A 23,020-nucleotide genomic window follows, 5' to 3' on the forward strand; every position below is an offset into this window, starting at 1 on the left:
AGTAGTTTATGCTGGTTATCACTTTAACCTTATGAGTTACAGGGAAAAACCGATTTCAGTTAAAAACATCTTCAAAATAAATTTGAAAATCGCCGATGTAACAAGCTTTGAGCACTCTCACTGAAGCAACACTTGGTTTAAGCAATAATGTCGCCTTTGCTCTGTTACCGAACCACTTTCATGCTGCCTCAAGACAACATCATCACGCCCTTTCTCTGCAAAAAACTTGGGCATAATCACCTAAGAATTGCTGGCGAATATTGGCATATTGAAAAGCTGGTTGCCTTGCAATGTATGATGTTGCAAGAGGCACCGACTCTGCGTGAAGGTCTGTTGTGGTGGAGCAAAAGCGTTTCGCTGTTCGACCGTCGCTTGTACATTGTTTTCGAACACAGTGATAACAAGGTTCAGATGCGGCTAGAGTGCAGAGCTACTGAAATGCCAAGCTGGGCAGAATCGGTTTATGACTTGCTGCTGATGCAATTGGAACAGCTAGGTTTGAATAAATCTATGCGCATTCATCTTCACAACCATGACCTTCATTCTGCTCATTTCGAACTAGAAGAAGAAACCAACTCAACACAAAACTCGGTTGTGTTCGACTTGGTGAAACATGTTTATTTGCTGCTGTCTCACCAACCAATTGAACAGCCAGAATTGTTGAGCGTGCTTAATGCTCTGTTCGTCAAAAACAGCAATTACGCACTGAAATTAGACCAAGCCGCACTGCAACTGGGCGCATCCAAGCGCACCTTGCAACGTCGACTGCAAGAAAAACAAATGAGCTATTCGCAATGCGTCGACTTCGCCAAGAAAAAGCACGCACTTGCCCTACTTGCAGACACTCAACTCACAACGCAGCAAATCGCTTATCAGTTGGGTTATGAAGAGCCTTCCAACTTCCACCGAACCTTTCGCCGTTGGTATCCGTTTTCGCCAATGCAATATCGCCAGCAGTGCTTGGATAACCGCACTCATCTCAATAACCAACCCATCCGCTTGTACTATGCCAAAGCCAATACTTTAGCCGATAACGATATTGACCAACCCGTCGGTAAAATCTGGATGGAAGTGGATAATATTGCGTTTGAAAAAGTGGTCTCAGTTGAGTGTCGAGACCGTGATGGCACGTGGCGTCGCTACCCCGCCTTCTTCGAGCGTTTCTTGAATAATGGCACCGAACTATGGGCGACAACAGAGCTTCCTGTCGCTCATCCACTAACCTTTAGACTGTGTTATGAAGTCGATGGTGAACGCTACATTGATAACAACCACCAGCGTGATTACGTGGTTTCTAAAGGGCTTTTAATTGGTGCAACGGAATACATAGTCCCGACAAGGCAACTTATCCAACTCGGCACTCAGTACACCTTGTTTGTGGAACTCGCATGTCGATTAAAAGACGTGGCGAAAATCGAATGCTATGTCGGTGACGCGCCAGCTCCGCACGAAATGAGCCAAACTCAGAATGCAGAAGATTACACATGCTGGGCGCTACAACTTCCCCTCACCCAAATGGCTAAACAGTGTCGATTCCGACTCTATGATCATTCTGGTAATGAGTTAGCCAAAGACCATTACCCGATTCAATACCCAATTGTGCAACCACTCAGTTAAATATGTAGCACAGTTCAAACTCAGCACTTCGTGACATCATTCCACGTCTCTTTTGGCGTGAAATGACACTCTCAATTTCAAACCTTTGCTTTATCGTTTCCGCATTGCTGCATAACGGAGACAAAAACCGTGTTTGAAACCTTACCTAACCCTATGAATAAAATAAAAATACTACCTTTAGCGGTCGCCTTAGCTCTTTCTGGCTGTGGTAGCGATGAAACCACACCAGCAGATACAGGAAGCCACGTGGCATCTCCTGATTGGCAAGACCAGATCATTTATTTCTTGATGATCGACCGTTTTAACGACGGCGACAACACGCTTAACGATCAAGGCCAGAATGAGTACGATCCTACCTCAGACAAGAAATTTAGCGGTGGTGACCTTGTTGGTGTTAGTGACAAGCTAGGCTACATCGAAGACCTAGGCGCTACCTCTATCTGGATTACGCCGCCTGTGGCAAACCAATGGTGGGATGCCGAACAAAACTACGGCGGCTACCACGGCTACTGGGCGCGTGATTTCCAAAAAGTGGATGAGCACTTTGGTAACATGGAAAGCTACCAAGCGTTAGCACGAGAAGTGCACGCTCGTAACATGTTCTTGATTCAAGACATCGTGACCAACCACGTAGGTAACTTCTTCACTTACGATGACCCATACAATTACGATCCTAGCCTACCTTGCCAAGGTTTCCGTTTGATTGAAAATGCGCTGCCAGCAGGGCAAGAACTGCCTTATCCGCTCAACATGAATGAGTGTAAAGATGATGGCACCGGCATTTACCACTGGACGCCAAGCATCACCGACCACAACGACCCAGTACAAGAAAAAACCTGGCAACTGTCAGATCTGGATGACCTGAATACATCCGACCCTGAAGTACGCGCTTATCTAAAAGAGAGCTACCGAAAATGGATCCGAGAAGTTGGCGTTGACGGTTTCCGTATCGATACTGTGAAGTTTGTAGAGCACGATTTCTGGAATGACTTCCTGCACGCCGACGATGGTGTGATGACTCAAGCGGTTGATACTGGTCGCGATAACTTCCTGACCTTTGGTGAAGTCTTCGAAACATCTACGCCTTACAACACAGAAGGCGAAGAGAAGATGCTGACTTACATCGGCGAAAGCGGCTCACCGGAGCAGTTAACCTCGGTGCTGAACTTCCCATTGCAAGCTACTATGACGCGCGTGTTTGCAGCAGGACAACCGACCGATTACTTACGCTTCCGCCTTGAGAAAATGATGGAGATGTTCCCGAATCCATACATCATGCCGAACTTCATTGATAACCACGATATGCCACGTTTTCTATCGCAAGGCAGTATCAACGATATGAAGCAAGCGCTGATTACCATGATGGCGGTACCGGGCATTCCTGTGATTTACCAAGGTACAGAACAGGCGATGTCAGCAGCGCGCGATGCGATGTTTGCTGGCGGTTACCGTGAAGACGGTGACTACGTAGATTCATTCGACCAAAATAGCGAGATGTACTTGTTCATCCAAGAGCTTGCTAAGTTACGTACCGAAAACAAAGTCATGACACGCGGCGAAATGAAAGTGATTGGTAGCGATAAAGCTGGCGCCGGTGTGTTCGCCTTTACCCGAACGTTGGATAACGACGAAGTCTTAGTGGTAATGAACACATCGAATTCCCCGATGTTGATGAACCAACTCGATGTAGAGCAAACGGGCGGCACCGTCTTCCAACAACAAATCATGTCTAACTGGGCAGACGCTCCAGAGCAGTTAATCGCCGATGAAAACGGTCACGTAACCCTTGAGCTACCAGCCAAATCTGCTGTGATTTACTCGAAAACTAACGACACCCAATCGGTAGAGACCCCAGATCTCAACATCCAACTGGCACAGGATTGGGAAGGACAAACCATCACTGATGACATCGTGATTGCTGGTACTGCTAACGCAAACGAGAAATTGAACCTTGTCGTGGACGGTAATCTAGAAACCGCACAAGCCATTACCGTAAGTGCTGACGGTCAATTTAGCGTGACTTTATCTACCCGTCACTTTGCGATTGGCGAACAGCAACACCGCTTCGCGATTTACTCCACTGAGAAAAAAGCAGGCATTGAAGATGTGAACTTTGTGTCGGACTTAAGCTGGTCGAACACGCCAGATGACACTATTGATGACGCAGGCGATGCACAAGATGGCATGGGCGGTCCTAATGGTAACTACTCGCTACCAACGGATCCAACGTTCGACAAAGACAACAGCCAACTCGCAATCAACAAAGCCGAGGTGTTTACCGTCGGCAGTAATGTGCGCTTGACCTTCACCATGGATAAGATCACCGATACTTGGTTGCCACCAAACGGCTTTGACCACGTTGGTTTCACCATCTTCATTGATTTACCGGAAGAAGCAGCAACCAACCTGACGGAACTGCCTAAGATCAACGCTTCTATGCCAAGCGGAACATGGAGTCGCAATGCTGTGGTCTTCGGCTGGCAAAGCTCGATTTACAACACCCAAGGCGCAAACGCGACAACATGGGGCGAAGCAGTAACGCCGGCACCAATGGTGACGGTAGACAAAGCTAACAACACCATTTCGATGGACTTTGCAAGTGACGCACTAGGTCGACCTGATTCACTGGATGGCATTCGATTCTATGTGACAACTTGGGACTTGGATGGATTGTCTGCCACTTACCGTCCACTTGAACAAGACAAAGGTCCTTGGAACTTCTCTGGCGGCGCTTCGGATGAGAGCAAGATTTGGGATGACTTACCAATCATCACCTTGTCTGAATAATCACTGAAACCGCAATAAATGCGAAAGTCATCTCAGCTATAAAGAAAAAAAGCAAAAAGCAGCTCACCTTCGAGCTGCTTTTCTTTTTCTGAAACTCTTAACTCACTATCGCAAATATTGTCCTTGCGCTAGTTAAACAACGACTTCACCCACAGCACTAAACTGTCCCATAACTTCCCAATCCACGAGCCCTCTTCCACCGCTTGGTTACTTACCAACGGATAGCTCGCCACGGTTTTATCGTCACTCTTCCACACGACTTTACCAACCACATCCCCTTTTGCGATGGGAGCAATCAACGGCTCATTCACGACCACGCTTTTATCTAAACCAGCGGTTAGAGAGCGAGGCAGCGTCAGGTACGCATCTTGAGCGAAGCCCAAATCAATCTCACTGACATCGCCTTTCCATACTTTAGCACTCGCCTGAACTTCGCCCTGTTTTGCCACTTGTTTGGTGTCATAAAAGCGGAAGCCATAGCTGAGTAGATTCTTAGACTGGCTAATGCGTGACTGTTTGCTTGGCGTTCCCATCACTACCGAGATCAGTCGCATCTTTCCTTGCTTTGCAGAACTGACCAAACTGTACCCTGCATTGCTGGTGTAGCCAGTTTTGCCGCCATCGACATCCATCGATTTGTCCCACAACAGTTTATTGCGGTTGTATTGGGTGATCTTGTTCCACTTAAATACCTTCTCACTATAAAGCGCATAGACTTCGGGCACGTCATTGATGATGGATTGCATCAGCGTCGCCATATCATTAGGAGAAGTTTGAATGCCTTCGCTATCTAGACCATGCGAGTTAACGAAGTAGGTATCGTTCAGGCTGAGTTTATCCGCCCAACCATTCATCAAGGCGACAAACGCCCCTTCACTACCGGCAACATGTTCGGCGAGCGCCACACAAGCATCATTACCAGATTGAACGATCACACCACGCATTAAGTTGGCGACGGTGATTTCATCTTTAGGTTGGATAAACATTTTTGAGGAGTCTGGGAATTTGGCTGACCACGCGTTCTCACTCACCGTCACTTTGTCATCCCATTGGAGCCGCCCGGATTTGATTTCTTGCCCCACGACGTAAGCAGTCATCAGCTTAGTTAAACTGGCAGGGGCTAATCCGGCACGCGCGTTTTGCTCTGCAATAATGGCACCGGACTGAAAGTCCATTAACACATAGCCTTTTGCCTGCAACTGAGGCGGATTCGGCGTTACAACTGCCAATGCAGGGGCACTGATGGTCTGTAGTAATAAACAAGCGAGCGTTATTCGGGTAAGTGACGTGTTCATCAAGCATCCTCCATGGTCAATGACCGCCAAGTGTCTCGTTTCATAAAAACGGTAAGACAGTGATGTCTAAACTGCACCTATCAGATCATAGTTCACTCAGTGCATACCAACACGGAAAGATCGAAGAGTTTCTGTTTTGAGTGCCATTCCTTGCCTTTCCCGCTTCAAAAATCGTGTTCTTACAACAAATCTATTGTTTCTAATAAGGAATTCGATATCGTAAAGCGACTATAAACAAGGACAGACCATAACAATGAACGCTCAATCATTTATCGACGCAGGACTGCATTACACGCCCCACTCGTTTACCGTGCCGCTGGATTACCAAGATCTAAGCAAAGGCACGATCAACGTCTTCGCTCGCTCCGTTTGTTTAGTCGGCGATGAAGACTCCAACAAACCGTGGCTAGTGTATTTTCAAGGTGGTCCGGGCTTCCCTTCGCCTCGTCCAAACGGAAACAACGGCTGGATCAAACGCGCACTGAGTGAGTATCGTGTAGTGCTGCTCGACCAACGCGGCACTGGCAACAGCAGCGTGATTAATCACCAGACGCTTGCGCACCTCACACCGAAGCAACAGGCAGACTACTTAAGCCACTTCCGCGCAGACAACATTGTTCGCGATGCAGAATTTATCCGCGAACAATTTGGTGTTGAGAAGTGGGCAATTTTGGGTCAGAGCTTTGGTGGTTTCTGCTCGTTAACTTACCTATCGTTGTTCCCGAACAGCTTGCTGCAAAGCTACATTACGGGCGGTGTACCTTCGGTTTCTCGTCATGCGGATGATGTGTATCACGCAACATTCAAGCGCACCATGGAGAAGAACCAAGCCTTCTTCCAGCAATTCCCACAAGCGCAGCAGCTATGCCAGAACATTGCTAATCACTTGTTGGAGCACGAAGAGTTTCTGCCAAATGGTCAGCGCTTTACTGTCGAACAGTTCCAACAAATTGGGATTAACTTTGGTGTCAGTGACACCTTCTTGCCAACTTACTACTGGCTAGAAAGTGCCTTGATTGAAGTGAACGGTAAGCCTCAGCTTCGTTATGAATTCCTCAACGACATGCTGGCGCAGCAAAACTTCCAGACCAATCCAATTTACGCGATTCTGCACGAATCAATTTACTGCCAAGGGTTTGCTTCTCAATGGAGCGCACACCGAGTACGTCAAGAACACGATGCGTTCAACTATGAACAAGGCAAGCCGTTCTACTTCACCGGAGAAATGGTCTTCCCTTGGATGTTCGATCAATACGTGAACTTAAAGCCACTGAAAGAAGCTGCAGAATTACTGGCAGAGAAAGCCGATTGGACGCCGTTATACGATGCGCAGCAACTGGCAAACAATAAGGTGCCTGTGAGTTGCGCTGTCTATGCAGACGATATGTTTGTGGAAATGGACATTAGCCGTGAAACGCTAGCTGCAATGCCAAACTCAAAAGCGTGGATCACCAACGAATATGAGCATAACGGTCTTCGCGCAGATGGTGAGCGTATTCTCGACAAGTTGATTGCGATGGGTAAACAAACCGCAACAACGTTGAAATGAGCAGCTAACGCTCAGAATTCGCCAAAACAACCTAGATAGAAAAACGCCTCTTTATCACGAGATAGAGAGGCGTTTTTGATTCGATTCAGGTTTAAATCGACGCTAGTCTTTGACTCGCTTGGTCATCATTTTGGTGATCACACGGTAACCCATCTTATGGTAGAAATCTTCGCCTTCGTGATTAAATGACGCCACGGTTAAACCGAGCTCTTCAATGTCTTGGCTGCACAAATCACTCTCGATTTTATCCATCAAAGACAAGCCAATACCTAAGTTACGATGGCTTTCAGACACCACCAATTCATTGATATAACCGACGCGTCTTTCTGGAGAGAGAATCGAGTTGACCTCTCGCACGGTACCAGAGATAAAACCAACCACCTGTCGGTTAGAACAAGCTATAAAAGCCGTGATGCTGCCATCAAAATATTTATCGAAGATGTTGCGATCTTCCCTTAACTGCGCCATTTCTTCCGGAGAACGGTAGAAATCTGGCTCAGCATTATAATGAGAGGCGTCGAGTTCGACCAAGAGCGTTTTCAACAGTGGGACGTCTTCTTCTCTTAGTCTTCTGATATGAAACTGTTGCATGTTGAATTCCTTTGCCAACCGACCTGTATCAAGCACAGATCTTTGCTTCAACTGATTATCGGATAAGAAGTTTTAGGAATGTGAAGCGAATCAACAGTACAAATTTCGACCATTTATGTCGAGTACGTTTTCAACAGTTTTACGAGTTTTTACTGATAATTTGAACATCCACAAAATTTAAGTGGAAATAAAAATCCCCTTTTCTCAATAAAAGGGGTTATACCCAAGTGACTTCAAGATGCAGGATTCAGAGCGTTGTCATTGATTCGAGAGCAAGGAAAACAACGCAGTGTAATAGCCAGCTATTTCCAAGTTGTTTGACGCAGCAATCGGGTCAATGACACGCTCCCAAAGGGCGAGCTGCCTTGGCTTGTATACTTTGTTGCCGATTCTTGATTTAGACCCACTAAACCTTTAAATCGCCGCCGCGTCTACAAACCAAGTCAGTCTCGCTGAACCTAGCATCTCGAAGTTACTTGGGTATACATAATTTAGAAAGCGGCGTTTTGCTCAAAAGCGAGTGCGGATTTTAAGCGACTGAAATCACCAATCGGTTCGCCATCAAGCATAAACTGTGGGTAGCTTCTTGCGGTTGGGAATAACTCGAACAAGGTTTCTCGGTCAAACTCCACATCCAACTTGAGCGTTGCCACGTTAAAGCCCTGATTTTGCAACCACATCGCAGCGGTCTCACATTGGGAGCACTGCTCCTTACTGTACATTTCTATTTTCATCACTCTTCTCTGCTATTCCTTGCCGTTAGAAATCCGCATCAAAACTCAATTGGCGATCTTGAGGTCGTTTGTACTCAGTAACACGTTTTTCGAAGAAGTTGGTCTTTCCTTCCATGTCCAATAAACGCATGTAATCAAATGGGTTTTCAGCACCAAAGATCGGGGTGAAACCAAACAAACCAGCGATGACATCGGCAGTGTGCTCAATATATTGGCACATCAATTCGGCATTCATACCAATCAAGTCTACCGGTAGGGCTTCCGTTACAAACTCTTTCTCAATTGAAACCGCTTCACGGCAAATTTCTTCAAACTCTTGTTGTGTTACCTTGCCCTGCCCCAAGGTTTTGAATAGCAGCGCAGAGAAGCTAAAGTGCAACCCTTCGTCACGAGCAATCAAGTCATTGCTTGCTGCCAAACCAGCCAGCAAACCACGTTTACGGAAGTAGTAAATGGCACAGAAGCTACCAGCGAAGAACAAGCCTTCTACAAGACCAAAGGCGATCAAACGCATTACCAATGGTTTATCGGAAGAGATCCACTTCATTACCCACTCCGCCTTACGCTTTACGGTCGGGACGTTTTCAATCGCATCGAACAAGCGCTCACGCTCTTCAACATCGGGGATGTAAGTTTCGAGTTGCAGCGCGTAAGTCTCTGCGTGAATGACTTCATTAAATGCCTGCAAAGCAAGGAAGCAGCGCGCTTCTGCGATTTCAATTTCGCCATAAAATCGAGTCAATAAGTTCTCGTTGATCATCCCTTCGCTCTGAGCAAAGAACGCCAACACATGTCGAATGAAGTGCTTTTCGCCTTCGGTCAGCTTGGAAAGATCAGCAAGATCTTGAGCGAAATCGAGTTCTTCTGTAGTCCAGAAAGCCGCTTCGTGAGTTTTGTACGCTTGCCAAATCTCTTCGTATTGAATGGGGAACAAGCTAAATTTGTTTTTAACAATCATACCGTTTCCTTACTTTCGGTTGATGTGAATCTTTTTAATTGACGAGATAGGTTTATGCGCCGCAGTTTAGGCAATCTTCATCTTCGCTTTGCTGACCAACGGTGACTTTCACCGCATTCGTCGATGGCTTGGAGCGCAAGTAGTACATGCCGGTTTTCAGACCACGTTTCCACGCGTAGAAGTGCATCGCATTGATTTGGGCGAATGTTGGTGATGCAAGCCATAAGTTGAGGCTCTGCGATTGGCAAACAAACGGGGCACGAGCTGCCGACATATCAATGATCACTCTCTGAGAGATTTCCCACACGGTGCGATACACGGATTGAAGATCGTCTGGAATGGCATCGATGCCTTGTACTGAACCGTTATTGAGAATAATGGCGTCACGGATTTTGCTCGTCCAAAGCCCGCGCTGTTCCAGATCGCTGACCAGATGTTTGTTGATGATGATGAACTCACCCGATAAGGTTTGGCGTTTGTAGATATTGCTGGTTTGCGCTTCAAACGCTTCGTTGTTACCTAAAATTTGCGCTGTCGACGCCGTTGGCATTTGAGCAATCAGTAACGAGTTGCGCACACCATACTCTGCGATTTGGCGCTTGAGCTGTGACCAATCCCATCGGCTGCTTGGTTGTTCATCCCACAGATCAAATTGGAACTGACCATGACTGATTGGTGAGCCGTCATAACTGGAGTACGCGCCTTTTTGCGCCGCGATTTCACAAGACGCTTCAAGGGAGGCGTGGTACATGGTTTCCGCGATGTCACGGTTAAGCTGTAATGCTTCTTCGCTATCGAATGGAAGGTGCATTTTGAAGAATACATCCGCCAAACCTTGGATACCCAAACCAACAGGACGATGCGCGTGGTTTGATTTTTCAATCTTATCGGTTGGGTGATAGTTCACATCGATAACGCGGTCGAGGTTTTTAATCGCGACTTTGGTGACTTGGTGAAGTTTGTCGAAATCAAACCCCGCGTCTGTAACGAACTTAGGTAGTGCCATAGACGCCAAATTACAAGCCGCCGTTTCATCTGGCGTCGAGACTTCCATGATCTCTGCGCACAAGTTACTCGATTTGATGGTGCCGAGGTTTTTCTGATTCGACTTTTCATTACACGCATCTTTGTAGAGCATGTACGGCGTGCCCGTCTCGGCTTGCGACTCAATGATTTGCGTCATCAATTGGCGGGCTTTGATGGTCTTCACGCCCAAGCCCATACGTTCGTATTCTTGGTACTTCTGAGTAAATTCAGCACCATATAAATCAGACAAGCCCTTGGTATTGTGAGGGCTAAATAGAGTCCATTCCGCGTCGTTTTCGACACGTTCCATGAACAAGTCTGGCACCCATAGAGCGAGGAACAAATCACGTGCGCGGAACTCTTCTTTACCGTGGTTTTTACGTAAATCGAGGAAGGATTCGATATCCGCATGCCAAGGTTCCAAATAAACCGCAAACGAGCCCTTGCGCTTACCACCACCTTGGTCCACATAGCGAGCCGTTTCATTGAAGACTTTGAGCATTGGCACGATGCCATTCGACACACCGTTAGTGCCAATAATTGGCGCACCCGTCGCTCGAATATTGTGGATATGTAGCCCAATGCCACCCGCCGATTTAGAAATCAGCGCACAATCTTTGAGGGTGTCGTAAATACCGTTAATGGAATCTTCTTGCATCGCTAATAGGAAACACGAAGACAGTTGCTGCATCTTACAGCTAGCATTAAACAGCGTTGGCGTAGCGTGGGTGTAGTAGCCAAGACTGAGCAAATCGTATAGCTCTCGAATTTCTTCAAGATCGTCACCTGCGACAGCGACTGCCACGCGCATGAACATATCTTGTGGTCGTTCAACCACCACACCTTTTACTTTCAATAGGTAGGAACGCTCGAGAGTTTTGTAGCCGAAATAATCAAACTGATAGTCGCGTTTGTAGTCAATCATCTCTTCGAGCGCAAACTGATTCTTGGCAACAAAGTCGACGTAAGTATCGGAAAGAATACCGATTTCAGAGAGCTCACGTGTTGCAGTAGCGTATCCGCTGGTTTCTTTTTGCAGAGAACTCACCATCACGCGAGCCGCAAGCTTGGCATAATCAGGGTGTTCCGTCGCAAGGCTTGCTGCCGTTTCAGCGAGGAACACATCGATTTCCGTCACCTTAATGCCGTCGTACAAACCGCTTACTACGCGTTGTGCAACCGCAATAGGTTCAACTTTTAGTCCATCAGCCAGCGCTTCGGCTCTTCGAGTCACCTTATCTAGGCTGGCTTTTTCTTTCCGTCCATCTCGTTTTATAACGTCCATAATCTATATCTTGTGTGTAGTTTAAATGTTGAGCACCATATGTACGCAATAGATCTAGATGATAATGGTTATCATTACAAGTAAGTTTTTTAAAAGTTAGGACTGACGATAGAGAGGGTAAGGAAACATATTGACACTGACACCAAGCTCGATACGAACAGCAATCAGAGGCAAGCACCGCAAAACTGATAAAGTGATGAAGTTTCCCACAAAGCTTTAATTTTCATTGACTTAATTCATTTATAGAAAAGAACCACAAATGTGATATGGTTCAAACTTTAACGTCCTTGAGTTTCCAATGATATCCGCCAAGATTTGTTGAAAAAATGGCCGAGTCAATATGACTGAAAATATCCGCATAGTTTGTCCGTATTTCCGACTAAATTACTCAGGTATACTCCGAGCCGCTAAAATTGTTAGGTATCGAGCCGTCGAACCATCGACCTTTTAAAGTAAGGAATAATCATGAGTCAGTATGTTGTCTGCGCCCTGTATAAATTTGTGGAACTAGAAAACTACCAAGAGTTACGCGAGCCATTGCTTGCCCTAATGGAAGCCCACGGTGTACATGGAACGTTGCTACTGGCAAGTGAAGGTATTAACGGTACGGTTGCAGCGAAACGCGAAGGTATTGATACACTGCTTGCATGGCTAAATGCCGAGCCTCGCCTTACTGGTATTGTTTACAAAGAGTCGTACTCAGATAATCAGCCGTTTAACCGCACCAAGGTAAAACTCAAGAAAGAGATTGTGACATTGGGCGTTGAAGGCATCGACCCTCGTCATGTCGTAGGCACCTACGTGAAGCCGCAAGATTGGAACGATCTGATTGCTGATCCAGAAGTATTTGTGGTTGATACTCGTAATGACTATGAAATTGAGATCGGAACATTTAAAGGTGCAGTTAACCCAAATACTGACACGTTCCGTGAATTTCCTGACTATGTAAAACAAAACATGGATCCAGAGAAACACAAAAAAGTCGCGATGTTCTGTACTGGTGGTATTCGCTGTGAAAAGTCGACTGCTTACATGAAAGAGCAGGGCTTTGATGAGGTGTACCACCTAGAAGGCGGTATTCTGAAATACCTTGAAGAAGTACCAGAAGAAGAAAGCTTGTGGGAAGGCGATTGTTACGTATTCGACGGTCGCGTTGCGGTGAACCATCAGCTAGAAAAAGCGGACTACGACTTGTGTAATGCTTGCCGACTGCCTATCACAGAAGAAGACAAACAATCAGAGCAGTTTGAGCAAGGCGTAAGCTGCCCGAAATGTTTTGGTAAGCACAGTGACGAACAGGTAGCGCGCTTCCGCGAGCGTGAAAAGCAAGTGTCGTTAGCAGCGGTTCGTGGCGAACAACACGTCGGTGGTGAAAGTGCCAAACAACGCGAGCAGCGACGCGCAGAAAAGCTGGCGAAGAAAGACGCACAGCGCAAACGAGCGTAAGATTCAAACATATTAAGCACAAACGCCCCGTTTCTGGCTTGGAGACGGGGCGTTTTTGTTATCGTTGGAAGGTAAAAACTAAGATGTTCTGATAAGGCCTGCGTAAGCTACATCTGAGCCGCTGTCAGGAAATACGCTTTCTAGCGCACTCGATTCTATGCTCATGTGTTGCTGTAGAACGGCTTTGATCACCGCCCTCATATCATTAGCAGGGGCTAAGTCACGCCCTTCATAGAGCTCAGCTTGGCCAAGCCCCGGGAATTCTCCCAATACTTTGCCTCCTTCAATGGCTCCACCAGCAATAAACATGGCGTTTGCTGTTCCATGATCGGTGCCTTTGGTTCCGTTTTCCGCTGCGGTGCGTCCAAATTCACTTGCCGCCATCACGACGGTTTTCGACCAGTTATCCCCTAACGCTTTCTTTAGGTTGGCAAGACCGTTATCCAATTTACGTAATTGATTGGCAAGCCTTCCTGTTTCTGCCCCCTGCCCTGCATGAGTATCCCATCCACCCAGTTCCAATACCGCGATGTTGGGACCGCCTTGTGCAGAGAGAAAAGTTCCCGCTTGAGACGCCAAGACAGGAAACTGCTTACCGGGACGATTACGATTCGACATCATTTCAATCTTCAGCGCTTCTTCAAAATTACTCGCGAGCTTCTCATCACTTTGAAACAACGCCTCTAGCAGCTCCACTTGGCTGTCTCTCGCTTGCAAATTGTTTGGATACCAACTACTGACTGCCTTCTCCCCTTGAACAATCAAAGGTAACCCTGAATCGATCGCCAAACCTTTCGACTTCGCATCCAGTTGTAGCAATCGGTTTAACCACCCATCACGATGTAACGGATTGTCTGTACCGTTTTCTAAAACCTTTTGCCCATCAAAATGAGAGCGCTCACGATACGCGGTGGCACAAGCGTGAACCATTGCCATCTGCTTATTTTGATACCACTCGAAGCTGGTTTTCATCGCCGGATGCAAACCATAAAGATCGTCGAGTTTATTCAGTTTTTCTGTTGCTAAACCAATCGTCGGACGGAGAGCTAAATACTGCTTATCAGCATAAGGAACCACAACGTTTAATCCATCCATCGCACCACGCAGCGTAATCCAAACAAAGATATTTGGAGAGCTAGATTGAGCAAAGACTGCATTAGGCAACAAGCTTGTTGCGCCCACGGCTAAAGCCGATTTCAAGAATTGTCGGCGAGTCGATGTGAAGTTCGTTTGTTTATCTATTGTCATCACTCACCTCATCGATACTGGAATTGCGGACTAAGCCAAAGTAGAGAAAGCTTCATCTCTGCAGATGGGGCTTTGTTCATCACCAACCTTGTGTGTTCGTCCAACGCGTCGCCGTAGAGCTGTTGGCTAATTTGCTCAACAAAAGCTTGTGGTTTCACACCTTGGGACTTCGCACTTTTCACCGCCAGCCGAGCAATTCGATTCGCTAACTGCCACCGCTGAGTTAATGCCGAAGGGCTGTTGTAATCCGCATCTTTGTCTGGCCAACCAGCAGGAGAACCCGCCATAAAAGGAGGCTGACCTAAGCTTCTTTGCGCACCGAGTAATTTATTCCCCGACTTGCTCATTTGCATGTCATTCGATTCAGGAAAACGGACATCAGCACTGCGCAAAACCGCGAATAACCACTCTTGAGAAGTACGAAAGCGCACCGCTTCTGCCGATTGGCTCAAAGCGCTTTGAATCAACAATCGATAAACCAGGAGCAAATCCCCTTTACCTTTTAGGTAAGCTTGGCTGAGCGGTTCAACCAAGGCTTCACCGGAAGGTCCTAGGAAATGCTGCACCAACTTACGTGCAATATGTTTTGCAGTATCAGGATGAAGCGCAAGATCTCTCAAACACGCTCGTCCTTGTTCAATACCTTGTTGAGAATAGCGCTTGCCAAGCAGAGTTATCGAGCCTGGCTCATGGGTTCTTGCATTAAATTGGAAACCAACTTTTGGCGCTTTGAATCCAACGCTCCAGCCAGTAATGGCTTTTGCCAGCTCAATTACGTCTTGTTGTGTATATTGGCTATCGACACCAAGCGTATGCAGCTCCATGATTTCTCGCGCGAGGTTTTCATTGAGCCCTTTACCCTGTTTCAGTCCTTGTTTGGAGTTCGGTCCTACCGACAAGTTGTTATCCAGAAACATCAGCATGGTTGGGTGCTGACTCACAGCTAAGAGCATCTCAACAAAGTTGCCATTCCAGTGTTCTCGAATCACTTCATTTTCAACGCTAGCCACAATCGGACGCACCTTTCGTGTGTCTGCCGATATGGCAAAATGGTTGCTCCAAAATTGAATCAAGCGTTCCTGAAATCCACACGGAGTGTGCAAAGTCTGTTGGTTGCGAGCCTCGACTTGTCGCAAATATTGCTCACGAAAGAACGCACCAATTTGCTTTTGCACTTCACGTTTTTTGGTAGGGGATTGTTTGAGCTCTCGTTTGGTGTCATTGAGCTTTTTCAGTTCCAACAACACTTCGTTTGTACTCGGCAACTTGGTTACTGCCTCATGCCAATAGGTCTTACTGCTTAGTTGCTTTTCTAAACTTGGCGAATTGTGTTGATAAAGGGCCCCAAAGCCAAACCGCTGCTCAGAGATAATGTCTTGAGTTGGGTAATACTGCATAGCCGATTCCGTGTGATGCTTTATGTCAGTCTAGCAAGCATCACATGGCGTCGAGTTCAATTTTTGGTTATTTCTCAGTCAGTAAAGCTGGTTATCACGCAGAGGAACTTCTAATTCATTAGTACCATCTTTGGATGACTGCCCAACCATTTCGTCATAAGCGCTTTGTTGACGAAGCACCTGCTGTTTCGCTTTCAAGTGACGACATTGCTTTTGCAACTCCAGTATCGAATGCGCTCTTAAAAACTTGCCTTTATCGTCGGTAACAAAGTGTTCCTCTCCATCGACTAAGACGGATACTTGATACAAAGCGAGATCGAGAGAGTGGATAACGAGCTTGTCGATGTAGAAGAATTTTTCCAATTTACTGAGTGGCATAGACATAAAGCACCTCCTTGCTCCGTGCCTCTACGTCAACACCAATAAAATCGATCACTGAGTGAGAAATATGCCCCGCAAATACGTAGAAACCGGAAAAACAAGCGAGGGGCACAATGCAAACAATCAATTTAGTGTGGCTAAAACGCGATTTACGCCTGACCGATCATAGGCCTTTGCAACACGCTTTATCTTCAGAGCATCCAACTGTGCTGCTCTATATTGTCGAACCCATGTTACTGGATGACCCACATTACTCTGCTCGCCACTGGCGTTTTATTTGGCAATCACTCCAAGATATGAACAAAACACTCTCGGCTCGTGGCCATCAAGTGTCCGTAATGTCAGGTAGCGCAATAGATTGCCTCAGCGCGATTCAAAACCAGTTTAACATCAATGCTATTTTCTCCCATCAAGAAATCGGACTGCGTTGTACGTTTGAACGAGATAAACAAGTATCAGAATGGCTTCAATCACAAGGGATTCCGTGGCGCGAATTTGAACATGGCGCCGTCATTCGAGGAGCAAAAGACCGACTCGGCTGGGATAAGCATTGGGATACGGTTATGCGAGCAGAGATTGAAGATATAGACCTTGAAAGTGCTTCTCTCATTACCCTCGATGTTGACGCACTTGGTTGCTCGTTTACGCCCCCTCCTTCTTGGTTAGAAAAAATAAAAGGCATGCAAACGGGCGGAAGTTCGCTCGCTTGGCAAACCATGGAAGACTTTTTTCAACGTCGGGGACGCGATTATTATCGAAGTATTTCTAGTCCAACGGCATCTCGAACCGCATGCACTCGCCTCTCTCCCTATCTCGCATGGGGCAATATATCGCTTCGAGAAGTGTACCAATACCTGCTGCAACATTGGCAAGTGGCTGGGTTTCGTCGCAGCTTAATAGCACTGTCTTCGAGATTGCATTGGCATTGTCACTTTATGCAGAAGTTTGAATCCGAATGCGAAATGGAGTTTCGTTGTGTCAATAGGGCTTATGAACCTTTATTACAGCAAGCAAGCGTCAGAGATGAGGCACTCTTGGACGCTTGGAAGTCAGGCACAACCGGGATACCGCTCATCGATGCTTGCATGCGTTGTCTTCATCACACCGGATACATCAACTTTCGCATGCGCGCGATGTTGGTGAGTTTTTTAACGCATCATATGAACATGGATTGGCGCGATGGCGTCACTCACTTAGCTCAGTTGTTCCTCGACTTTGAACCGGGTATCCATTACCCACAATTTCAAATGCAAGCAGGAGTGACCGGCACCAATACGATTCGCATCTACAATCCGACGAAACAAGCACAAGAGCACGATGCTGACGGTGAGTTCATTCATAAATGGATTCCAGAACTTGCAATGGTTCCCACGCCCTTGTTGTTTGAACCATGGAAAATGACCGCAATGGAAACCGTCATGTACCAACTGGATCCCGATTCCCGATATCTCGCGCCCGTCGTAAATGTAGAGGCAAGCGCAAAAGCAGCAAGAGAGCGATTGTGGGCATGGCGCAAACGCACAGAAGTGAAAATAGAAGGAGCGAGAATTCTGGCGCAGCACGTTCGGCCTTCGAGCAAAAAGAAAGCAAGTTGATCGCCCAGAAAGAAGCGCGCGTACAAACAAAGGCTTTTATCAGGGAGAGAGCGGTACCCAAACAACGAAAGGAATGCACAATGTTAAAACGTATTTTGGTTACAACCACGGTTATGTTTGCCACTTTTTCATTTTTAATGCCAGCGCAAGCCCATGAACACGGAATGATGAAAGAAGATATTGTTGATGTCGCCGTTGCAAATGGCTCCTTCAACACCTTGGTGGCAGCAGTCAAAGCCGCAGGCTTAGTAGACACGCTTAAAGGAGAAGGTCCATTTACGGTGTTTGCACCGACTGACGAAGCATTTGCTAAGCTTCCAGATGGCACGGTTGATATGTTGCTGATGCCAGATAACAAAGACAAGTTGGTCGCGATTCTTACTTACCATGTGGTTCCGGGCAAAGTAATGGCCGCAGACGTAGTGAAAATGGACAAAGCGACGACAGTCCAAGGGCAAGACGTGATGATCAAAACTATGGGCGATAAAGTGATGATCAATAACGCTACCGTGATTGCTACCGACGTCAAAGCAAAGAATGGCGTGATTCATGTAATTGATGAAGTCATCATGCCGAAATAAAATCAACAAGGAGGGCGGGTTCACCCGCCCCTTTCAAGGATATGGAAAACATCAAACTTTCGAAGCACGACATTCAAGCGATGGAGCAACGCCAACGCACCCGATTGATAAACTCTCTAGCGGGATACAAAAGCGCTAATCTCATCGGCACAATGGACAGACATGGACAGGAGAACCTGGCTGTGGTGAGCTCGGTGGTTCATTTGGGTTCGCATCCACCTCTATTCGGCTTTATCGTTCGTCCACGTAAAAGTCGCCGTCACACGCTAGAAAACATCCTCGATACCAAGCATTTCACCATCAACGCTATCGGCGTCGACTTTGTGCAAAAAGCCCATCAAACCTCCGCGCGCTACCCAAAGCATATCTCAGAGTTCGAAGCAGTAGGCCTGACACCTTATTATGATGATGCGTTTCCTGTACCTTTTGTCCTTGAAAGTAACCTCAAGATGGGCCTAGCTTTGAAAGAACACATCAAGATTGAAAGTAATCAAACGGAGATGTTGATTGGTGAAGTGTTAATGGTGCACGCACCGGAAAGAGCGATCATGCCAGACGGTTACCTTGACTTGGAACTTCTCGACTTAGTGACCATTTCTGGGCTCGATAGCTACCACGTGACTCAGCGTCTGCATCGGTTAAGTTATGCCAAACCTGACTCTCGTCTGTTCCCCTTAACAAGAGAAGGAGAACCTTCATCTTGGGGAGCGCTTGAAGTCGATTTGGACTAACTCCTCATACTCGAGAACTAAATACAAAAATGGCAGTTTTCTCTGTCCAAGCCGTGTTCGCCCGCTCGGTTGGTAAGGTGAGCGCGTCCTGCTTCTAGCCCCATTTCATAGCCTTCGAGCAAGACAGATTGACGCATAGACAATCGCTGAACGTTGAATTCATCTGGCGGAGCAACTACGCGAACACGCGTTCCTTCGGGAGGATTGCGAATGAACTCAAGCGACTCATTGTAGTTCTCTGAGCGATGAAGCATAGCCTCTGCCATTTGTGGATGTTCAGCGAACAGCTTCTTCATTAACCAAGGCGTCTTCACTGGCTTTTTCTCATAAGCCAAAGGATGTGAAAGAACAACCGTGATATCACGAGCACCGCGACGATAGGCTTCTCGTACAGGAATGGAATCTGCCACACCGCCATCGGTATAACAACCACCGGAGAAACACGGGGTATGTTTGTAAGCAATAGGCAGAGCAGTTGTTGCTTCCATCGCGTTGTGGAAGTTATGACGATTCACTCGGTAGTAATCCGCTTTACCTGTATTGATGTTCGTCGTTGCCGCTAAGAAAGGAATGCCTTCAAACAGTTTCGCTTCATCGACTGGGTACAAACGATTTGACTCTTCAAACAACCATTTAACGTCGATCAAATCTCCACCTTTCAAAAAGCGGGTAGGATCGAAAAAGCGTTTGCTCGTCGCTAATTTAGTAATGACGTTGATGCTACGGTGCGGATAATCAGTGAGATAGCCGATCAAGTTTGAAGCCCCAGCTGATACGCCAATCGCAAAATCAAATGGTTTGTAGTCTTGCTCTAAGAATGCATCTAATACGCCGCTGGCAAAGACGCCACGCATTGCACCACCTTCGACTACGATTGCTTTTGTTGCCATGTTTCCCCCCAATAAAGACGTTAAAAAGATTACTGAAATTCGTGCTACAGCAACAATCGGTTATTCTTATTATTGAGATAGGCGAAGTCTATGTGTTTCTTGCTCTTTAAGTGGAAACTTAGGATCAAAAAATCCACATCAACCAAAGCGTTGATGTGGATTTTTAGTCGTTCAATCGGAGATTACGCAAAGACGGTTTTATACGCCTCGGCAGCACCTTCAATAAACATCTGTGTGCCAATCACCGCAAGAATCAAACCCATCATTTTGGTGATCACATTCAGTGCGCTTGGACCAACGGCTTTCACTAACTTGTCACCAAACAAAAACAGAACATAAGTCATCACACAAAGGACTGCGAATGAAGCAATGGTAATGATGGTTTCGGTGATTCCACCCGTTGTTGCAAAGTTCATCGCCGTCGCAAGAGTTCCTGGCCCCGCCAATATCGGCATGGCTAATGGTGAAACGGCAATGCTCAACGCAGCTTGTTCTTGCTCCGGAGAATAAGCCTTTTCCTTAGTCTTCTTGTGTGTCGATTCCCCTTGCAACATGTGGAAGCCAATGAGGAATACTAAGATACCGCCTGTAATGCGCAGTGCGTAAAGGGTAATACCAAACAGATCGAAGATGACTTTGCCAGCAATAGCGAATACCGCAACGATAACAAAGGCGATAAACACAGAACGAAACGCAATTGAGCGTACGGTTTGCTTGTCTTCATCCGCGGTCAGACTCAAGAAAATTGGGATATTAGCGATTGGGTTCATGATGGCAAAAAAGCCCATGAATACAGTAACGGTATGAAGTATCAGTTCTTTCATGTTTTCTACATTTGGTAAGTTATTGATTATTAAAAATCATTATATACCCAACTTTATAAATAACGTCACTTTATGTTCACTGTACTTTCCAAGCGCCTCACCTTTTGCTCATCGCCACAGTTTGAAGCCCATGCTGGTTTACGCTCAATATAAATAGCGTTATGGTGAAGATTCAGCCAATACAAAGAACAAACTAAGGAAGTTGATTGATCATGAACAGTACGATTGAAACCATTCTCGGTCATCGCTCTATTCGTAAGTTCACCTCTGAGCCTATTGCAAGTGAGCAACTACAAACGATTCTCCAATCTGGATTAGCCGCCTCTTCTTCTAGCATGCTTCAGGTGGTCTCTATCATTCGTGTGACAGACAGAGAGAAGCGCAAACTGCTAGCACAATACGCTGGCAATCAGGCTTACGTTGAAAGTGCTGCAGAATTTTTGGTGTTTTGCATTGACTACCAGCGTCACACAACCATCAACCCAGACGTTCAAGCCGACTTTACTGAGCTGACCCTAATTGGTGCTGTGGATTCCGGCATCATGGCGCAAAACTGTTTGTTAGCTGCCGAGTCTATGGGATTAGGTGGCGTATACATTGGTGGCTTAAGAAACAGTGCTGCGCAAGTCGATGAGCTACTCGGTTTACCTAACAACGCCGCTATCCTGTTTGGTATGTGTTTGGGCCACCCTGATCAAAACCCAGAAGTAAAACCACGCTTGCCCGTTAACGTTATTGTCCACGAAAACCAATACCAAACGCTGAACGTAGACGATGTACAAGCTTACGATCAAACCATGCAAGAGTACTACGCGAGCCGCACAAGCAATCAAAAGCAGAGTGCATGGTCACAAGAAACAGCCGGAAAGCTGTCTGGAGAGTCTCGCCCGCACATCTTGCCTTATCTAAACTGTAAGGGATTGGCAAAGCGCTAAGAAATAGAAAGGTGGTACGATCAAAAAAGGCCTCAGATGAGGCCTTTAGTATCAATTAGTTTATTAGCGATTAGTTACCGCCAGTACCGCCTGTGCCGCCACCCGGTGGATCTTCAGGTTCGATAGGCTCTCCCACTTCTGGATCAGGAATGGTTGGAACGTCAGGTTTGATATCTTCAACAGGCGTACCTGCTTCAATCGCATCCTTCACTTCCTCAACAACTTTCTTTGTATCTTCCGCAGGGATCTCTACATAGATAACATCACCCGTTTCACTTTTTGGGTAATCAGGGTTTGCAGTAATTACTTCCTCTGTGATCGCTTTTGCCGCTACAGAAATTGCTTCTGGAGAAGCCTCTGGGTTAGCTTTAATTACGTCAGAAACAACGTTTGCCGTCGCGATTAGTTGCGTAGCAATTGCGCTAGCTGCTGGATCATCACCGCCTTGCTCTTGTAGATCTTGAACGACTTGCTCTGTGTTTAGAAGAAGCTCATCCACAGAAACACCAATTTCATTGATATCGATACCAAGATCTGCAAAAACTTTTTCTGCTACTTCTGGTGAGTAAACTTCACCTTCTTCAAGAGAGCCAGCGATTAGTGTTGTAAAAGGGGAACCTGTAACTAAGCCATCAGCTTGTGCTAGTCCCTGTGGAATCGCATAATCAGTTGTGATTGGTTTACCGTTTGAAGCATCACGACTGGAGTCTGTATGAGTCAAAATAAATTCACACTCATCAGGAGAAGTTACTACATCTAGATTTTCAAAACGAGCTTGGCCAACCATGTTTTTGTAGTTGGTAGTAAGTTCGATAGCCTCGTAGGTTTCACCGCCACATACAGCTTCCACCTTCATGCCAATAACTGCTGGATCATATGCCTGAACTGAATAGGTTTTCACTACTGGGTCGCTATCGCTACCACAGCCAGCCAGTAGCACCGCCGCCACACTTGCCGTTAAAAGTTTGATTTTCAAAATTAGCTCCAATATTTTTGTTATATCCGACCGCAACAGGAAGCATAACGGCAGTTGCATATAGTGTAAATAGGATGCATAGAACTTTGGTATGAGTTTTTTCACATTAACAGTGGTTTACATGTGCAAAACAGCGCATTTTCACTAGTAACTTGAGATAGCCCCACTTTTGTC

General features: G+C 46.4%; 19 protein-coding genes. 8 read left to right on the forward strand and 11 right to left on the reverse strand.

Going from position 1 to position 23,020, the window contains the following annotated elements:
- Window positions 1–180: 180 nt before the first annotated feature.
- Entirely contained in the window at window positions 181–1,617 is a 1,437-nt protein-coding gene (locus L1076_RS15855) for a helix-turn-helix domain-containing protein (RefSeq protein ID WP_237304065.1), read from the forward strand.
- 129 nt (window positions 1,618–1,746) lie between these two features.
- Window positions 1,747–4,404 carry an alpha-amylase family glycosyl hydrolase gene (locus L1076_RS15860; RefSeq protein WP_237303985.1) on the forward strand — a complete coding sequence of 886 codons (2,658 nt, stop codon included), beginning with the start codon at window positions 1,747–1,749 and terminating at the stop codon, window positions 4,402–4,404.
- A gap of 128 nt (window positions 4,405–4,532) precedes the next feature.
- On the opposite strand, the gene L1076_RS15865 is transcribed toward L1076_RS15860, so the two are convergent.
- Entirely contained in the window at window positions 4,533–5,699 is a 1,167-nt protein-coding gene (locus tag L1076_RS15865; RefSeq protein ID WP_009706471.1) for a D-alanyl-D-alanine carboxypeptidase family protein, read from the reverse strand.
- Window positions 5,700–5,952: 253 nt separating this feature from the next.
- Between L1076_RS15865 and L1076_RS15870 the strand changes: the two genes are divergently transcribed.
- On the forward strand, window positions 5,953–7,248 hold the full coding sequence (locus tag L1076_RS15870) for an alpha/beta fold hydrolase (RefSeq protein WP_045405904.1): 1,296 nt from the start codon (window positions 5,953–5,955) through the stop codon (window positions 7,246–7,248).
- Window positions 7,249–7,350: 102 nt separating this feature from the next.
- Here L1076_RS15870 and L1076_RS15875 read toward each other — a convergent pair whose 3' ends face one another.
- The 4 genes from L1076_RS15875 to L1076_RS15890 all read right to left on the reverse strand — a co-directional run bounded on the left by L1076_RS15875 (window position 7,351) and on the right by L1076_RS15890 (window position 11,842).
- On the reverse strand, window positions 7,351–7,839 hold the full coding sequence (locus tag L1076_RS15875; RefSeq protein WP_045405902.1) for a GNAT family N-acetyltransferase: 489 nt from the start codon (window positions 7,837–7,839) through the stop codon (window positions 7,351–7,353).
- Between the two features lie 491 nt (window positions 7,840–8,330).
- Entirely contained in the window at window positions 8,331–8,573 is a 243-nt protein-coding gene (locus L1076_RS15880) for a glutaredoxin domain-containing protein (RefSeq protein ID WP_005529518.1), read from the reverse strand.
- 25 nt (window positions 8,574–8,598) lie between these two features.
- Entirely contained in the window at window positions 8,599–9,531 is a 933-nt protein-coding gene (locus tag L1076_RS15885; RefSeq protein WP_237303986.1) for a ribonucleotide-diphosphate reductase subunit beta, read from the reverse strand.
- A gap of 52 nt (window positions 9,532–9,583) precedes the next feature.
- Window positions 9,584–11,842, reverse strand: coding sequence for a ribonucleoside-diphosphate reductase subunit alpha (locus L1076_RS15890; protein WP_237303987.1), 2,259 nt, complete (start codon window positions 11,840–11,842; stop codon window positions 9,584–9,586).
- Between the two features lie 465 nt (window positions 11,843–12,307).
- Between L1076_RS15890 and L1076_RS15895 the strand changes: the two genes are divergently transcribed.
- Entirely contained in the window at window positions 12,308–13,288 is a 981-nt protein-coding gene (locus L1076_RS15895) for a rhodanese-related sulfurtransferase (RefSeq protein WP_104038102.1), read from the forward strand.
- Window positions 13,289–13,366: 78 nt separating this feature from the next.
- Here the strand turns inward: L1076_RS15895 and L1076_RS15900 are convergent, their stop codons facing one another.
- The 3 genes from L1076_RS15900 to L1076_RS15910 form a co-directional block, all read right to left on the reverse strand.
- On the reverse strand, window positions 13,367–14,536 hold the full coding sequence (locus tag L1076_RS15900; protein WP_104038101.1) for a DUF1501 domain-containing protein: 1,170 nt from the start codon (window positions 14,534–14,536) through the stop codon (window positions 13,367–13,369).
- Window positions 14,537–14,544: 8 nt separating this feature from the next.
- A complete protein-coding gene (locus tag L1076_RS15905) occupies window positions 14,545–15,933 on the reverse strand; it encodes a DUF1800 domain-containing protein (RefSeq protein WP_237303988.1) in 1,389 nt (462 codons plus the stop codon).
- Window positions 15,934–16,011: 78 nt separating this feature from the next.
- Window positions 16,012–16,317, reverse strand: a complete 306-nt coding sequence (locus L1076_RS15910) for a DUF6482 family protein (RefSeq protein WP_009706480.1) — start codon at window positions 16,315–16,317, stop codon at window positions 16,012–16,014.
- Window positions 16,318–16,427: 110 nt separating this feature from the next.
- Here L1076_RS15910 and L1076_RS15915 point away from each other — a divergent pair, with 110 nt between their 5' ends.
- The 3 genes from L1076_RS15915 to L1076_RS15925 all read left to right on the forward strand — a co-directional run bounded on the left by L1076_RS15915 (window position 16,428) and on the right by L1076_RS15925 (window position 19,221).
- Complete coding sequence (locus tag L1076_RS15915; RefSeq protein WP_237303989.1) at window positions 16,428–17,909, forward strand: deoxyribodipyrimidine photo-lyase; 1,482 nt, start codon at window positions 16,428–16,430, stop codon at window positions 17,907–17,909.
- An 80-nt stretch (window positions 17,910–17,989) separates the two neighbouring features.
- On the forward strand, window positions 17,990–18,490 hold the full coding sequence (locus tag L1076_RS15920; protein WP_039976121.1) for a fasciclin domain-containing protein: 501 nt from the start codon (window positions 17,990–17,992) through the stop codon (window positions 18,488–18,490).
- Window positions 18,491–18,531: 41 nt separating this feature from the next.
- Window positions 18,532–19,221 (forward strand): flavin reductase, encoded by a 690-nt coding sequence (locus L1076_RS15925; protein WP_045405887.1) that lies wholly within the window; start codon window positions 18,532–18,534, stop codon window positions 19,219–19,221.
- A gap of 17 nt (window positions 19,222–19,238) precedes the next feature.
- Here the strand turns inward: L1076_RS15925 and L1076_RS15930 are convergent, their stop codons facing one another.
- Both L1076_RS15930 and L1076_RS15935 read right to left on the reverse strand, forming a co-directional pair.
- Window positions 19,239–20,111 carry a patatin family protein gene (locus L1076_RS15930; RefSeq protein ID WP_061035303.1) on the reverse strand — a complete coding sequence of 291 codons (873 nt, stop codon included), beginning with the start codon at window positions 20,109–20,111 and terminating at the stop codon, window positions 19,239–19,241.
- 182 nt (window positions 20,112–20,293) lie between these two features.
- Window positions 20,294–20,935: a MarC family protein gene (locus L1076_RS15935; RefSeq protein WP_005437917.1), complete on the reverse strand. Its 642-nt coding sequence runs from the start codon at window positions 20,933–20,935 to the stop codon at window positions 20,294–20,296.
- 212 nt (window positions 20,936–21,147) lie between these two features.
- Here L1076_RS15935 and nfsA point away from each other — a divergent pair, with 212 nt between their 5' ends.
- Window positions 21,148–21,870, forward strand: coding sequence for an oxygen-insensitive NADPH nitroreductase (gene nfsA / locus L1076_RS15940; RefSeq protein ID WP_237303990.1), 723 nt, complete (start codon window positions 21,148–21,150; stop codon window positions 21,868–21,870).
- A gap of 70 nt (window positions 21,871–21,940) precedes the next feature.
- Here the strand turns inward: nfsA and L1076_RS15945 are convergent, their stop codons facing one another.
- Window positions 21,941–22,846, reverse strand: coding sequence for a hypothetical protein (locus tag L1076_RS15945; protein WP_104036192.1), 906 nt, complete (start codon window positions 22,844–22,846; stop codon window positions 21,941–21,943).
- Window positions 22,847–23,020 lie beyond the last annotated feature (174 nt).

Source organism: Vibrio sp. MMG023 (assembly GCF_021654215.1).
Lineage (GTDB): Bacteria > Pseudomonadota > Gammaproteobacteria > Enterobacterales > Vibrionaceae > Vibrio > Vibrio jasicida.